The 14,961-nt window shown below is 72.5% G+C and carries 15 protein-coding genes and 1 riboswitch; of the genes, 11 read left to right on the forward strand and 4 right to left on the reverse strand.

From position 1 onward, the window contains the following. Nucleotides 1-27: 27 nt before the first annotated feature. Nucleotides 28-1,245: an alpha-hydroxy acid oxidase gene (locus tag GGQ69_RS11185; RefSeq protein ID WP_221243746.1), complete on the reverse strand. Its 1,218-nt coding sequence runs from the start codon at nucleotides 1,243-1,245 to the stop codon at nucleotides 28-30. Nucleotides 1,246-1,380: 135 nt separating this feature from the next. Beyond that, nucleotides 1,381-2,688, reverse strand: a complete 1,308-nt coding sequence (locus GGQ69_RS11190; protein ID WP_183528022.1) for an MFS transporter — start codon at nucleotides 2,686-2,688, stop codon at nucleotides 1,381-1,383. Nucleotides 2,689-2,725: 37 nt separating this feature from the next. On the opposite strand from GGQ69_RS11190, the gene GGQ69_RS11195 reads away from it, so the two are divergent. After that, nucleotides 2,726-3,481 carry a GntR family transcriptional regulator gene (locus GGQ69_RS11195; RefSeq protein ID WP_298045136.1) on the forward strand — a complete coding sequence of 252 codons (756 nt, stop codon included), beginning with the start codon at nucleotides 2,726-2,728 and terminating at the stop codon, nucleotides 3,479-3,481. A gap of 46 nt (nucleotides 3,482-3,527) precedes the next feature. Here the strand turns inward: GGQ69_RS11195 and GGQ69_RS11200 are convergent, their stop codons facing one another. Continuing rightward, nucleotides 3,528-4,667, reverse strand: a complete 1,140-nt coding sequence (locus GGQ69_RS11200; RefSeq protein ID WP_183528024.1) for a glutathione S-transferase family protein — start codon at nucleotides 4,665-4,667, stop codon at nucleotides 3,528-3,530. An 11-nt stretch (nucleotides 4,668-4,678) separates the two neighbouring features. Between GGQ69_RS11200 and GGQ69_RS11205 the strand changes: the two genes are divergently transcribed. From GGQ69_RS11205 to GGQ69_RS11215, 3 genes are all read left to right on the forward strand, one after another. Then, nucleotides 4,679-5,563, forward strand: coding sequence for an MBL fold metallo-hydrolase (locus GGQ69_RS11205; RefSeq protein ID WP_183528026.1), 885 nt, complete (start codon nucleotides 4,679-4,681; stop codon nucleotides 5,561-5,563). 151 nt (nucleotides 5,564-5,714) lie between these two features. Continuing rightward, nucleotides 5,715-6,566: an SDR family oxidoreductase gene (locus GGQ69_RS11210; RefSeq protein WP_183528028.1), complete on the forward strand. Its 852-nt coding sequence runs from the start codon at nucleotides 5,715-5,717 to the stop codon at nucleotides 6,564-6,566. Nucleotides 6,567-6,601: 35 nt separating this feature from the next. Further along, entirely contained in the window at nucleotides 6,602-7,120 is a 519-nt protein-coding gene (locus GGQ69_RS11215; protein ID WP_183528030.1) for a universal stress protein, read from the forward strand. A 75-nt stretch (nucleotides 7,121-7,195) separates the two neighbouring features. On the opposite strand, the gene GGQ69_RS11220 is transcribed toward GGQ69_RS11215, so the two are convergent. After that, nucleotides 7,196-8,896, reverse strand: coding sequence for a mechanosensitive ion channel family protein (locus tag GGQ69_RS11220; RefSeq protein ID WP_183528032.1), 1,701 nt, complete (start codon nucleotides 8,894-8,896; stop codon nucleotides 7,196-7,198). A gap of 108 nt (nucleotides 8,897-9,004) precedes the next feature. Between GGQ69_RS11220 and hisD the strand changes: the two genes are divergently transcribed. The 7 genes from hisD to GGQ69_RS11255 all read left to right on the forward strand — a co-directional run bounded on the left by hisD (nucleotide 9,005) and on the right by GGQ69_RS11255 (nucleotide 14,717). Further along, nucleotides 9,005-10,312, forward strand: a complete 1,308-nt coding sequence (gene hisD, locus GGQ69_RS11225; protein ID WP_183528034.1) for a histidinol dehydrogenase — start codon at nucleotides 9,005-9,007, stop codon at nucleotides 10,310-10,312. Between the two features lie 138 nt (nucleotides 10,313-10,450). Continuing rightward, nucleotides 10,451-10,570: riboswitch (SAM riboswitch) on the forward strand. Between the two features lie 69 nt (nucleotides 10,571-10,639). Further along, entirely contained in the window at nucleotides 10,640-11,185 is a 546-nt protein-coding gene (locus GGQ69_RS11230; protein WP_010145727.1) for a flavin reductase family protein, read from the forward strand. 25 nt (nucleotides 11,186-11,210) lie between these two features. Further along, nucleotides 11,211-11,603: an RNA-binding S4 domain-containing protein gene (locus GGQ69_RS11235; protein WP_183528036.1), complete on the forward strand. Its 393-nt coding sequence runs from the start codon at nucleotides 11,211-11,213 to the stop codon at nucleotides 11,601-11,603. 224 nt (nucleotides 11,604-11,827) lie between these two features. Beyond that, on the forward strand, nucleotides 11,828-12,589 hold the full coding sequence (locus tag GGQ69_RS11240; RefSeq protein ID WP_183528038.1) for a hypothetical protein: 762 nt from the start codon (nucleotides 11,828-11,830) through the stop codon (nucleotides 12,587-12,589). Then, a complete protein-coding gene (locus GGQ69_RS11245; protein WP_183528040.1) occupies nucleotides 12,586-13,212 on the forward strand; it encodes a class F sortase in 627 nt (208 codons plus the stop codon). Before GGQ69_RS11240 ends, GGQ69_RS11245 begins: the two co-directional genes overlap by 4 nt. Nucleotides 13,213-13,427: 215 nt before the next feature. Further along, nucleotides 13,428-13,631 (forward strand): cold-shock protein, encoded by a 204-nt coding sequence (locus GGQ69_RS11250; RefSeq protein ID WP_010145723.1) that lies wholly within the window; start codon nucleotides 13,428-13,430, stop codon nucleotides 13,629-13,631. Nucleotides 13,632-13,709: 78 nt separating this feature from the next. Continuing rightward, entirely contained in the window at nucleotides 13,710-14,717 is a 1,008-nt protein-coding gene (locus GGQ69_RS11255; protein WP_183528042.1) for an aldo/keto reductase family protein, read from the forward strand. Nucleotides 14,718-14,961: the final 244 nt, after the last annotated feature.

The raw sequence follows: 14,961 nt of genomic DNA on the forward strand, positions 1-14,961 counted from the left end.
TCCAGAGCCCGGGCCCTGACGACTACGTCACAGCCAGGGGGCGCGGACCTGGCCGGAGGCCTTGACGTCGGCGATGGTGGCGCAGCCCATGAGCTGCATGGCCGTGCGCACCTCGGCGGCGAGCAGCTCGATCGCGCGGGTCACGCCCTCCCGTCCCCCGGCCATCAGGCCGTACAGGTAGGCGCGCCCGATCAGGGTGAAATCGGCTCCGAGGGCCAGGGCGGAGATGATGTCCGCACCGGAGAGGATGCCGGAGTCGAGGATGATCTCGACGTCGGCACCGGCCTCGGCGCGCACCTCCCCCAGGGCCTTCAGTGACACCGGTGCGCGGTCGAGCTGGCGTCCGCCGTGGTTGGACACGACCAGACCGTCCGCCCCGGCGTCCAGGGCGAGCCGGGTGTCCTGTGCGGTCAGCACGCCCTTCACCACGAGCCGGCCGGGCCAGTTCTCGCGGACCCACTCCAGGTCGGCCGCGGAGAGCGTGGGGTCGAACATGGAGTTGATCAGGGTCGGCAGGTCGTGCGTGGTGCCGCTGAGGGAGGCGAACGTCAGGGGGTCGGTGCTCAGGAAGTTGAACCACCACTCCGGACGGTAGGACGCGTCGAGCACGGTGCGTGCGGACAGCCGCGGCGGGATCGTCATGCCGTTGCGCACGTCCCGGAGCCGCTGGCCGGCCACCGGGGTGTCCACCGTGACCAGCAGCGTGTCGTAACCGTGGGCCCACGCCCGCTCCAGCAGCCCCCGGGACTTCTCACGGTCCCGCCACAGGTAGAGCTGGAACCACCGCCGCCCGCCCGGTGCGGCCTGGGCCACCTGTTCGACGGAACGGGTGCCCATGGTGGACAGGGTGAAGGGGATCCCCGCCCGGGCCGCGGCGACGGCCCCGGCGTCCTCCCCCTCGGCGTGCATGAACCGGGTGAACCCGGTCGGTGCGATCCCGAACGGGAGGGCGGAGGGCCCACCCGCGATGGTCGTGGACAGGTCCGCCTCCGCCGTCCCGTGGAGGATCCGGGGCAGCAGTTCCGTCGACTCGAAGGCCTCGCGGGTGCGGCGGGCCGTGAGCTCGTTCCCGGCCGCCCCGTCCACGTAGTCGAAGGCCGGACGGGGGGTGCGCCGCCGCGCGATGGTCCGCAGGTCGGCGACGTCGGCGGCCCCGCGCAGCCGGTGGGCCCGACGGCCCAGGCCCGGCGCGCTGAACCTCATCAGCGGCAGCAGCTCGGAGGGTTGGGGCAGTCGGCGTTTCAGTCCGGACACGGGAGGTCCTTTCGGGATCAGGGAGCGGGAGGGATCGCGGGCGGGGGGCTCGGGACAAGGTCGCGGGATCGGGTCGCGGGACGGGTCAGGCGACGGAAGGAGCGGGCCAGGGCCGGCCGACGGTGATCAGTGCCTCTCGACGTTCGGGGCCAGGAAGACGGCGACGGCCGAGAGCAGGCAGCACAGCGCCACGTACGCCCCGCCCGCCCACAGTCCTCCGAGGGAGGCCACGAGACCGGTGACCACGAGCGGGGTGGTGCCGGCCACGAGCGCACCGTTGGCCTCCCGCGCCACCGCGATCCCGCTGAAGCGCTCGCGCGGCGGGAACAGGCTGGCCAGGTAGGCGCCCTGCGCCCCCGAGGTCAACGCGATGACCAGGACGTAGCCGAGCGCGATCGCCACGGCGGCGAGCACCGCGTTCCCGCTCGACAGCGCCCCCAGCAGGGGGAAGACGTAGAGCGCGCCGGCCGCCGATCCCGCGGCCAGCACGACGCGCGGTCCGTAGCGGTCGGCGGCCAGGCCGCCGAACGGCGTGGCCACCACGCCGGCGAGGGAACCGAGGGTGACGGCGGTCAGGGCCGCGGCCCGGTCGAGGCCGACCTCCGGGGAGGTCATCAGGGACAGGGCGTACACGGCCATCGTGTAGTTCAGGGCGTTGTGCCCGGTCACGCCGAGGAAACCCAGTAGGACGGCCCGGCGGTGCCGGCGGAACAGCTCCAGCAGGGGCACCCGGTCCCGTTCCCCGTGGTCGGCGGCCCGCTCCTGTGCCTGGACGTACTCGGGGGTCTCCTCCAGCCGGCGCCGGATGAAGACCGCCAGGGCGAACAGCACGGCCGAGGCCAGGAACGGCAACCGCCAGGCCCACTCCAGCAGGGCCTCGTCACCGGCCGTCGAGGCCCAGAGGAACGCGCCCGTGGCCAGGGCGATCCCCGCGGGCGGCATCGAGAGCACGAGGGAGGTCAGCAGCCCCCGCCGGTGCGGCGGGGCGAACTCCGCCACCAGGGTGGTCGCACCGGCCAGTTCGGCACCGGCGCCCATGCCCTGGAGCAGGCGCAGCACCACCAGCAGGACCGGGGCCAGGACGCCGATGGCCGCGGCCGTGGGCAGCAGGCCGATCCCCACGGTGGCCGCACCCATCACCACGATGGTCAGCAGCAGGGCCGGGCGGCGCCCGTAGCGGTCCCCCAGGTGCCCCACCATCACGCCCCCCAGCGGGCGCGCGAGGAAGCCGACGGCGAAGGTGGCGAACGCCGCGAGGGTCGCCCCGGACGTCGCGCCCTCGAAGAACAGGGGGGCGATGACCAGTCCGGCGGCCGCCCCGTAGAGGGCGTAGTCGTACCACTCGATCAGCGTGCCGGTGACGGCGGCGAACAGGGCACGGCGGGCGCCCGGGGCCATCCGCTCGGAGGCAACCGGGAGGGTGGTGGAATCCATGAAGTATATTTCTAGCACGCTTGATAGGGTCACCCTCGTGACCGAGGATCCCCGCACGCCGCCGTCAGGACCGCCGACCCCGCGTCCGGCCCCTCCCGGCCCCGCCCCCGCCTCCGGGCCGCGCGCGGCGTCCTCTCCCAAGGGCCCCCGCCTGCTGGCCGACCTGCGGCGGATGATCCTGACCGGGGAACTCGCCCCCGGCGAGGTGCTGGTGGAACCCCGGCTGGCCGAGCGGTTCGGCCTGTCCAAGACCCCCGTCCGGGAGGCCCTGCACATCCTCGCCGCCGAGGGACTGGTGACCGTGCTGCCCAAGAAGGGGTACCTGGTCCAGACCATGTCCCCCCAGGACCTCGGCGAGGTCCTGGACCTGCGGATGCTGCTGGAACCGCACGCCGCGGCGGAGGCGGCCCGGCAGGCCACCGCACACACCGTCCCCACGCTCCGGTCGGCCCTGGACCGCCAGCGCGGGCTCTCCGGGGGAGACCCCCTGGAGGCCATGGGCGCGGCCCGGGACTTCCACCTGGCCGTGGCCGGGGAGGCGCGCAACACCCGGCTCGCCGCCGCCCTCGAGAGGGTGCTGGACGACATGGCGCGCGCCCATCACGTCCTGCCGGGACTGCAGGCCCAGATGGCACACCCCCACGAGCTCACCGAGCACGAGGCGATCATCGAGGCCATCGCCGCGGGCGACGGCCCCGCGGCCGACCGGGCCATGCGGAGGCACCTGCACTCCGTGCGCGAGGCGGTGCTGGAGAACCTCCGGCGCACCTCCCCCCTGTGGTCCGGCGCCTGAACGGCCGGACCGTCGGCCTGAGACCGAACCCCCGCGGGCCGGGACCTCAGGCCGGGTACAACGGGTTGTGACCGGGCGTGACCCGCTCGTCCTCGCGGACCGGCCCCGGGGCGGTGCCGTCGCCGAACGGGGAACCACCGAGCTCCTCGCGCCGGTGCTCGCCCAGCCAGCCGGACAGTTCCGGCCCCTTCGGCACGATCCCGGTGGGGTTGATGTCCCGGTGCACCTCGTAGTAGTGGCTCTTGATCTGGTCGAAGTCGACCGTGTCCCCGAACCCGGGGGTCTGGAACAGGTCCCGGGCGTAGCCCCACAGAGCCGGCATCCGGTCCAGCGTGTTGCGGTTGCACTTGAAGTGGCCGTGGTAGACCGGGTCGAACCGCACCAGGGTGGTGAACAGCCGGACGTCGGCCTCCGTGATGGTGTCCCCCATCAGGTACCGCCGGGACGTCAGCCGTTCCTCCAGCCAGTCCAGGGCGGTCCACAACCGGTCGTAGGCGGAGTCGTAGGCCTCCTGCGAGCCGGCGAACCCGCACCGGTACACCCCGTTGTTGACCTCGGTGAAGATGCGGGTCATGACCTCGTGCATCTCGTCCAGGGACCCCTCGGGCAACAGGTCCGGCGCCCCGTCCCGGTGGTACGCGGTCCACTGCGTGGAGAAGTCGAGGGTGATCTGCGGGTAGTCGTTGGTCACCACCGCACCGGTGGGGATGTCCACGATGGCCGGCACCGTGATCCCGCGGGGGTAGTCCGGGAAGCGCGTGAAGTAGTTCTCCTGCAGCCGTTCGGTGCCCAGCACCGGGTCCCTCCCGTCCGGGTCCAGGTCGAAGGTCCAGGACCGCTCGTCATGGGTGGGGCCGGGGGTGCCGAGGGAGATGGCGTCCTCCAGGCCCAGCAACCGCCGCACGATGATCGTCCGGTTGGCCCACGGGCAGGCCCGCGCCGCGACGAGCCGGTAGCGCCCGGCCTCCACGGGCCAGGCCTGGGCGTCGGCGGTCAGCCCGCCGGCCACGTGCCCGACCTTGTCCGTCTCCACCCGGGGGGCGGCCGTGATCGCGGTCGGGTCCGCGACGATCCGGTCCTGGATGTAGTGCGTGTCCCGGGTGAACTCCTGCCCGGACAGCACGTAACTGCCCTGACGGCCTCCCTGGTCCCGGGGCTGGCTCTGGCGGTCCTGTGACTGGTCCATACACTGAGCCTATGGCCTCTCCCGTCCCGGACTCCCACCTGACCTCCGCGGTCCTCGCCGACAATCCCTCGGGCATGACCCTGGAGGGGACCAACACCTACCTCATCGGCGCCCCGGACGCGGATTCCGTGGTGGTGGTGGACCCCGGTCCCGGCGCGGGGTCCGCGGACCACCTCGAGGCGGTGCTGGCCGCCGCCGGCGACCGCCGCGTGGAACTGATCCTGGTGACCCACCACCACGAGGACCACACGGGGGCGGTCGGACTGTTCGCCGAGCGCACCGGCGCACCGGTGCGGGGCGGGTCCCCCGCGTGGTCGCGGGGGGCGGCACCCCTGGCGCACGGCGAGCGCATCCCGGCCGCCGGCGTCGTGATCACCGCCTGGCACACCCCCGGGCACACCTCGGACTCCTATTCCTTCGCCCTGCCCGACGACGGTGCGGCCGGTTCCGTGCTGACGGGAGACACGGTGCTGGGCCGGGGCACGACCATGATCGACCACCCGGACGGGACGCTGGCCGACTACCTGCGCAGCCTGGAGCTGCTCATCGCGCTGGGCGACGCCACGGTGCTGCCCGCCCATGGTCCGGCGCTGGCCTCGATCGCCCAGGTGGGTGTCCAGTACCGGGATCACCGGCACGCCCGTCTGGACCAGGTCCGCGAGCTGCTCGGCCAGCTGGACGCCGCCGACCGGGACACCGTGCGCCGGGGCCCGGGGGCGGGACTGGTCCCGGGGTCCTCGGGCCGGGGCGTCGGGGACGATCCGCAGCGCACCGCGTTCGACGCGCTCGCCGAGCGCCTGGCCGCCACCGTGTACCCCGAGGTGACCGGCACGGTGCGCTCGGTCGCCGCGATGACCATGGCCGCCCACCTGACGTACCTGGGGCGGGAGGCCTGAGCCCGTCAGTGTCCATACCGTGACCTGCCACGCCGCGATGTCGCGGCGGTGCGGGCGAACGTGACCCATACCATGGATGACGGAGGGTGCGGTGCCTCCGGCGCCCGCAGGAATGCGGGTGCTGACGACGAGTCATCACAAGGCGGTAAACGTGGCAGAGCAGCTAGACGAACTCGAGACCCGGCAGGACTGGGAGGTCCCGCTCATGAACACCGACCGGAAGAACGCCCCGACGGCCCTCGTGACCGGGGCCACCGCGGGACTGGGCGCCGAGTTCGCCCGTCAGCTGGCGGGCCAGGGCCAGGACCTCGTGATCACGGGCCGGGACCCGATCGCGCTGGTCGGCAAGGCCCGGGGGCTGGAGGCACAGTACGGCGTCTCCGTGGAGACGCTGACCGTGGACCTGGCCACCCGGGAGGGCGTGGACGTGGTCGCCGCCCGGATCCGGTCCCGCGAACAGCCGATCACGATGCTGGTGAACAACGCCGGCGCCGGGCTCTCCACCGAGTTCCACGAGAGCGAGGCCGAGGACGAGGTGGCCATGCTGCGGCTGCTGGTGGAGGCGCCCATGCTGCTCTCCCACGCGGCCATCCAGTCCTTCCTCGCCCGGGGCGGCGGCCGGATCATCAACGTCTCCTCCGTGGCCGGGCTGATCCCGGACGGCAGTTACGGGGCCGCGAAGTCCTGGGCCGTGGCCTTCAGCCGGTGGGCCAACACCCGCTACAAGTCCTCGGGCGTCACCGTCACGGCGCTCTGCCCGGGGCTGGTGCGGACCGAGTTCCACCAGCGGGCCGGGATCGACACCTCCAAGCGGCCCCGGTGGGCCTGGATGGATGCGGACGACGTGGTCCGCGAGGGGCTCACCGCCGCCGCGGACGGCCGCAGCGTCTGCGTGCCCTCGCGGCGGTATCGTTCCCTCATGACGGCGGCCCGGTTCAGCCCGGACGCCGTCCTGGAGCGGCTCAGCCGTTCCGAGGCCAAGTCACGCAGGACCGGCGCATAGCGCGCGGTCGACCGCCGCAGGGGAACGGGGAGCGCATGACCATCCTGGTGGGCTACACCGGCAGTCACGAGTCGAAGGCCGCCCTGACCGAGGCGATCCGGCTCGCCCGGATCGCCCACGAGGACCTGCTCGTGGTCAACGCCGTCCCCGAGCACAGGCACGAGGCCGCGGTGACGGAGATCGAGCAGGTGGAGCTGCAGCGGATCCTCGACGCCTCCGGGCTGCGCGCCGAGTTCCGCCAGTACGCGCGGGGCCGGTCCACGGTGGACGAGATCAAGGACCTGGCCACCGAGGTCCAGCCCTCGCTCGTGGTGATCGGCATGCGCCGCCGCGGCACGTTCGGGCGGGTCCTGATGGGATCCGTGGCCGACGCGCTGCTGCAGGAACTCGACCAGCCCGTGCTGTGCGTCAAGGAGTCCCCGGACAAGCCCTCCGGCGTCCACCGGGACGAGCCCCCGCGGGACGTCACCGCGGCCGAGGAACCGAAGGACCTCCCCGGTCCCCCGCCGGTCCCGGAGGAGGGCGCCGGCGCCGGCCGGGCCCGCCGCCGCTGAGGCCCGCACGGGGCCACCGGGTACCGCCCGGCCCGGGGGCACGGCCGTGCGGCCCCGCCCACGGGCCGGGGGCGCTCAGTCCCCGTCGAGGCTGACGTCCGGCCGGGCCCGCCGTTCGCTCTCGGCGGCCGGCTCCCGCCCGGGGTCCGGGTGGCCGGAGTCGTCGTCCGGGCCACCGTCTGCCTGGGCCGCCTTCTCCTTGCGTTCCTGGTAGGCCTGTTCGCCCGGGCCCGCGAACTCCCGGTTGCGCTCGATCGCGGTGATCGATCCCGTGAACATCGACGAGTCCTCGCTCGTCTTCGTCAACGGCGTGGACCCGGTGACCGCGGACCCGGTGACCGTGGACTCGGCACCGGTGACGGCCCGCTGCTGACCGGTGGCGGCAGGGGACCCGTTGGACGATCCCAGCCGGGGCAGTGCGCCGGTGGCCGGCCGCTGCTCCCGGCCCGGACGGGCCCCGCCACCGGGCACCGGACCGGCGGAGGCGCCGTCGTGCCGCGCCGCGGATCCGCCGGCGGCCCGGCGGTACGGGTCCGCCTCCGCCTCGCCGGTCTCCGCGTAGGCCGGGGAGAGCACCGAGACGCTCTCGGCCAGGCGCTGGGCGTAGATGGCCTCCGGGTGCTCGCTGCGCAGGAAGGTGACCAGGTCCTCCCGCACGAGGCAGCGCAGGTCCCACAGGTCCCCGGAGTTCCGGGCGGAGACCACGGCACGGATCTTGACCATGCCGCCGAGGGCGTCGGTGATCTGCAGGGACCCCTCCTTGCCGTCCCACAGCTCGGTGGACTCCAGCAGGGCCCGGAGGCGGTCGCGGGCCTCCTCCATGGGCACCCGCCAGTCGACCTCCATCTCCACGGTCCCGGACAGCGCCGAGCCCACGCGCGTCCAGTTCTCGAAGGGGGTGGTGGTGAAGTGGCTGGACGGGAAGATCACCCGGCGGCCGTCCCAGATCTTGACCACCACGTAGGACAGGGTGATGTCCTCGATGGTGCCGTAGACGTCCTCCACGGTCACCACGTCCCCCACGCGGATGGCGTCGGTGAAGGCCAGCTGGACGCCGGCGAAGACGTTGGTCAGGGTGGACTGGACCGCCAGGCCGGCCACCACGGACAGCAGGCCGGCCGAGGCCAGCAGGCCGGCGCCCACCGCTCGCACCTGCGGGATGGTCAGCAGGATCACGGCCACCGCGATGACGATGATCAGGGCCTCGAGGATGCGCCGGATCAGCACCGTCTGGGTCTGGATCTTGCGGTCCCGCCGGTCGTCCTCGCCCGCGCTCTGGTACTTGGCGAGCACCCGCTCCTCGACGATCCGCACGATCCGCAGGGCCAGCCAGGCCAGTGAGCCGATGATCCCGGCCAGCAGCAGGAAGTTCGTCCCCTCGAACCAGTCGTACTCGGAGGCGGTCAGGCCCAGGGCGATCCTGGCGGCCATCAGGCTCAGCGCCACGGCCACCGGGACCCGGCACCGGGCCACCTGGCGCCGCAGTGCCGGCCGGCCGCGCAGCACCACGTTGAGCAGCACGGAGGCCGCGGTCACGACGGCCAGCGCGATGACGACCCCGACCAGCACGGTGGACAGGATCCCCCAGAACGGGCCGAGGGAGTCCACGGCGCCCTGGGCCCCCTCCTCCATGGTGTCCGGGACGGTGGTGGTGATGTCCTCCGGTGTCGCGGTCCCGTCCGGGACCGGTTCGGAGAGGGCACGGAGGGCCGCCCCGGAGGGAACGGCCGCCCCGGGCAGGGCGGGCAGCACGGAGGACAGGGACATCAATGGCATGGTCCCAGTCTGTCACCGGCGCCTGCACCGGACCTGAACGGGTGGAGAATGGACGCTGAGATCGCTTCAGATCACGGCCGACCACTCCAGTACCGGAAGAGGACCCTCATGCTTTCCATCACGGACCTGCGCGGACACGACGTCGACCCGGCCACGGTGCTGCCCCGGGCCGAGCTGGACGTGGCCGGTGCCGTGCCGCGGGTGCTGCCGATCCTGGACGAGGTGCGCTCCGGCGGCGCCTCGGCCGTGCTGGACCTGGGCGAGCGCTTCGACGGGATCCGGCCGCCGTCGTTGCGGGTGCCCGCCCCGGCGCTGGCCGAGGCGCTGGAGGCCCTGGACCCCGAGGTCCGCTCCGCACTGGAGGAGTCGATCGCCCGCGCCCGGACCGTGCACGCCGCGCAGCTGCCGCCCGGGTCCGAGGTCGACCTCGGGGAGGGGGCCATCGTGGAGAACCGCTGGGTCCCGGTGGGCCGGGTGGGGCTGTACGTGCCCGGCGGACGCGCGGTATACCCCTCCTCCGTGGTGATGAACGTGGTCCCGGCGCAGGCGGCCGGGGTGCCCTCCCTGGCGGTGGCCTCCCCGCCGCAGAAGGACTTCGGCGGCCTGCCGCACCCCGTCATCCTGGCCGCCTGCGCCCTGCTCGGCGTGGACGAGGTCTATGCCGCCGGCGGCGCCCAGGCCGTGGCCATGTTCGCCTACGGGGTGAACGACGACGACGGCACGCGCCTGTGCGCCCCGGTGGACATGGTCACGGGGCCGGGCAACATCTACGTGGCCGCGGCCAAGCGGGCGCTGCTCGGGACCATCGGGATCGACGCCGAGGCCGGTCCCACCGAGATCGCCGTGCTGGCCGATGCCACGGCGGACGCGGAGTGGGTCGCGGCCGACCTGATCAGCCAGGCCGAGCACGACCCGATGGCCGGTTCGGTGCTCATCACCACGTCCCCGGAGCTGGCCCGGGACGTGGTGACCCAGGTCCAGGAGCAGGTGCCGGGGTCGTTCCACGAGGAGCAGGTCCGTCAGGCCCTGACCGGTCCGCAGTCCGGGATCCTCGTGGTGGACACCCTGGCCACGGCCATCGCGGTGGCCGACGCGTACGCCGCCGAGCACCTGGAGGTGCACACCGTGGACGCGCTGGCCACCGCGCGCCGGATCCGCAACGCCGGGGCCGTGTTCGTGGGACCGTACTCCCCCGTGCCGCTGGGCGACTACTCCTCCGGGTCCAACCACGTGCTGCCCACCGGCGGGTCCGCCCGGTACTCCTCGGGGCTGAACACGGTCAGCTTCCTGCGGCTGCAGCAGCTGATCCGGTACTCCGAGACCGGGTTGAAGGAGTTGGCATCGAACATCTCGGCACTGGCCGGGGCCGAGGGGCTGCCCGCCCACGGGGAGGCCGTGGCCCGGCGTTTCCGGTAGCCCCCGGTCACCGCCGGGTGCCGTCCCGCGTCGGCGGCAACCGGCTCCGCAGCACGTGACGGAGGTCACCGTCACAGGCGTTCACATCCGCAGAAGGCCTTTGACCCGTCGCCCCGGCCGTCGTTACGCTGAACCCAGAATCACGAGTTCCCGCTGTTACAGCCCTGGCTTGCGGGACGGCAACCCTCTTCACGCAGTAGTGGGGTGCTCCAGGTGATGATTCGGCCTTCCGGGCAAGCCGGCGGGCAAGTACCGCGTCTGAAGCAGGTACCGGAGGGGCACCGCCCGAGGTCACACTGTGGATGCGCCCTCGAACGGAGGACTCACATGACCGCCCTGGCCACCATCGACCTGAGCCGCACCGCCACCCTGGACACCGACCTGTCCGCCCAGACCCTGCGCTCGGCCTTCTCCCACTTCCCCTCCGGCGTCGCCGCGCTGTGCGGCCTCGCCGATGACCAGAAGGAGGGCCTCGTGGCCTCGTCCTTCACGGTGGGGGTCTCCCTCGAACCGGCACTGGTGTCCTTCGCCGTGCAGAACACCTCCCGGACCTGGCCGCGGCTGAAGCGGGCCGAGCGCATCGGGATCTCGATCCTCGCCGAGGGCCACACCGACGTCTGCCGCCAGTTGGCCTCCAAGGACGGGGACCGCTTCGAGGGCCTGGGCGTTCGCGCCTCGGACCGGGGCGCCCTGTTCCTGGACAACGCCGCGCTGTGGCTGGAGACCTCCGTCTACGCGGAGGTCCCGGCCGGCGACCACCACGTGGTCCTGCTCGAGGTCCACGGCGTCCACGACCACTCCTCCGAGCACGAGCCGCTGGTCTTCCACCGTTCGGCCTTCCGCAACCTGCGCACCGCCGAGGGCAACCAGTAACCGGCCCACCCGTATCCTGGTCCGCATGCCGAACGCCCCGCAGCCACCGAGCCAGGTCCGCCTGGACGCCTGGCTGTGGGGCATCCGCATGTACAAGACCCGCTCGGCGGCGACGGCGGCCTGCCGGGCCGGCCACGTGCGTCTCAACGGCCAGCCGGCCAAGGCGGCCCAGCCGGTCAAGCCCGGTGACACCATCCGGCTGCGCCAGCCGGGCCGGGAGAGGGTCCTGGAGGTCACCGGCCTGCTGGCCAAACGGGTCGGGGCCGCCGAGGCGGTGCGCCACTACGTCGACCACTCGCCGCCGCCGATCCCCCGGGAACTGCTGGCCGTCCCCCAGCGCGATCGCGGCGCAGGGCGCCCCACCAAGCGGGACCGCCGTCAGATGGACCGGCTCCGCGGCCGGGATCCTCAGCCCTGAGGAAGCGAAGCGGGACCGAAACAGACTCAAAAACCGAGTAGGGCGGCGCCCGATGACGTGGTCGTCGGCAGTGCACGTCGGGTAGTGCCTACTAGTGCCCCATTCACAGCCCTCTCATAGGTTGGGGTGCTACCAGTCCACCCCGGACTGGATCCAGCGGACGAAGGATCTTCTGATGCAGCACACGACCCCCCCTCTACCGACGCACGCCGGCCATCACCGGGATGGCAGCCCTGGGCCTGGTCACGACGGTGATGCTGGCACCCGCAGCACACGCCGACACGGACCTGGACCTCGCGGAAGGGCCTGCCAGCACCATCGTGGTGGCGGACGTGGAGGGTGCGGCCGGGACCGGTGGCGCCGAGGCCACTGTCGAGACCGCACCCGAACCAGTCACCGGAACCGGTGAGGAGGCCCCCGCCGAGACCGGCGAGGCACCCGCCGGCGGCACCGATGAGGCGCTCACCTCCGGTACCGGCGAGGCGCCCACCCCGGAGACGGGTGACGAACCGCCCGTCGGCGCCGAGGCGGGTCCCGCCGACGCGGAACCGGCCGAGGGGATCCCCGCAGCGGGCCCCGCGGAGCAGGACGGCCTCTGCACCGACGCCGCCGCCGGGGACCAGCAGGATGCCGGGACCGGTGACGCGGCACCCACGGACACCGGCACCGGTGACGCCACCATCGAGGCCGGCACGGACGGCACGGACGGCCTCGTCGAGACCGCGGCAGCGGCCACCGGTGACGGCGATGGCGACGGCACCCTGACGGACCCGGGGTGCGCCGCCACCGCGCCGGACCAGGCCGGCACCGGTCCCGGCGCCCCGTCCGGGGACGACACGCAGTTGCCGGTCGGGGGCGTCGACGCCGGCCGGGGCGAGGCCGCCGGCCAGAACGTGGTCCTGCCGATCGCCACGGCGGGCGCCCTCGCGGCCGCGGTCAGCCTGGGCGCCTACACGCTGGTCCGCCGGAGGCGAAGCGCGGCATGAGCCCCCGGGACGTATCCACCGTGGACACCCGCCGGCCCCCCGTGCGGCCCCGGCGTCTCAGCACCGTGCTGGCCGGGACCGCACTGGCGGTGTCCCTGGCGGGTTGTTCGATGGATACGTCCGCGTTCCTGAACAACGTGGAGTCGGCATGGAAGGGACCCGCAGACACCCTGGCCACACCTGTCGCTCCCGCCGGACTGGAGATCCCGGCCATCGGCCTGCGGACCGGACTCATCGGGGTACAGGTCCAGGACGACGGGACGCTCGGGGTCCCGGACAGCGGCGAGGACGTCGGGTGGTATTCCCCGGACGAGGATCCGGCCGGAGGCCACCCGACCGTCTTCGTCGCCCACGTGGACACCCCGGCCGGGCCCGCGGTCTTCGGGCGGTTGCCGGAGCTGCGCCCCGGGCACGAGGTACGGGTGACCGACGCCGGCGGGGACGCCCGCGTCTACCGGGTGGATCGCGTGGAGGACCACCCGGTGGACGACTTCCCCACGCTCGAGGTCTACGGAGCGGTGGCCGGTGACGAGATCCGGCTGATCACGTGCACGGGGGTCTTCGACACCGGCCGGGACCAGTACCTGGAGAACCGGGTGGTCTATGCCTCACGCTCCGGGTGAATTCTTGGCCAACGCCGAGGATTCGACCCCGTGGGGCTGTTGTTTCGACCACTCTCACGTAATATGGGCGACGAAGTGTAGTAGCAGTAAGTCCGTCATCACTGCGGACCGGTCAGCTCTCGGGCTGGACGGGGCGTTGGGAAGCGGTTTCGCCACACACCGCTTCGCCCCCGCGGGAATCCCCGTGGGTAAACACCCCAATGAAAGAGGCATCCATGGCCACCGGTACCGTCAAGTGGTTCAACGCTGAGAAGGGCTACGGCTTCATCTCCCCGGACGACAACTCCGCTGACATCTTCGTCCACTTCTCCGCCATCGAGGGCTCCGGCTTCAAGGAGCTGCAGGAGGACCAGAAGGTCGAGTTCGAGGCCCAGCAGGGCCCGAAGGGCATGCAGGCTGCTGCAGTCCGCCCGCTCTGATCTGATCAGACGCCGCAACGGCCGCTCTCCCCGTCGGGAGGGCGGCCGTTGCCGTTCCCGGCCGACTAGGGTGAATCCATGAGATTCAGATACCTCGGCAACAGCGGACTCAAGATCTCCGAGATCATCTACGGCAACTGGCTGACCCACGGCTCCCAGGTGGAGAACGAGACGGCTCACGCCTGCGTCCGGGCCGCCCTCGACCAGGGCATCACCAGCTTCGACACGGCCGACGTCTACGCGAACGGCAAGGCCGAGTCGGTCCTGGGTGAGGCGCTGAAGGGAGAGCGCCGGGAATCCCTGGAGGTCTTCACCAAGGTCTACTGGCCCACCGGCCCCAAGGGTCCCAATGACACCGGACTGTCCCGCAAGCACATCCTCGAGTCGATCAACGGCTCCCTGCAGCGTCTGCAGATGGACTACGTGGACCTCTACCAGGCGCACCGCTACGACGTGGAGACCCCCCTGGAGGAGACCATGCAGGCGTTCGCGGACGTCGTGCGGTCCGGCAAGGCCCTGTACATCGGCGTCTCCGAGTGGCCCGCGGACAAGATCCGCGAGGCCCACGCCATGGCGAAGTCGCTGGGCATCCAGCTGATCTCCAACCAGCCCCAGTACTCCATGCTGTGGCGCGTGATCGAGCCCGAGGTCGTCCCCGCGTGTGAGGACCTCGGAATGTCCCAGATCGTCTGGTCCCCGATGGCCGGCGGCACCCTGACCGGCAAGTACCTGCCCGGCCAGCAGCCCCCGGCCGGTTCACGGGCCACCGACGAGAAGGGCGGCGGTCAGCAGACCATGGCCGCGTGGCTGACCGATGACGTCCTGACCGCCGTCCAGAAGCTTAAGCCGATCGCCCAGGACCTGGACTGCACCATGGGCCAGTTGGCCATCGCCTGGGTGCTGTCCAACCCGAACGTCGCCGGCGCCATCGTCGGCGCGTCCCGCCCCGAGCAGATCGTGGAGAACGTCCGGGCCTCCGGGATCACCCTGGACGAGTCCACCCTCGCGGCCGTGGACGCCGCCATCGGTCACGTGGTCACCGACGACCCGGCGAAGGTCTCGGTCCCCGAACGCCGCGTCGTCTGACCGGCGCCCGGCAGCGCCCGGTCGCGGTCGGTCTGCCCGACCGCGACTGGCCTGGCCGGGCCACGGGCCAGGCCAGGCCGGTGATCCGGCCCCCGGCGGCCTCCCGACGTCGCGGCACCGGGAGGCCGCCGTGATCACCGTGATGTGACTGTGATAGCCAAGGCCCCAACATCACGGTATGATTACGAGTACGCCGGTGCTGTCCGTCACGCTCGACGGGGCGGACAGCACGGGGCCAATGTAC

It is taken from the genome of Micrococcus sp. TA1 (assembly GCF_014199555.1).
In the GTDB taxonomy this organism is placed as follows: Bacteria; Actinomycetota; Actinomycetes; order Actinomycetales; family Micrococcaceae; genus Citricoccus.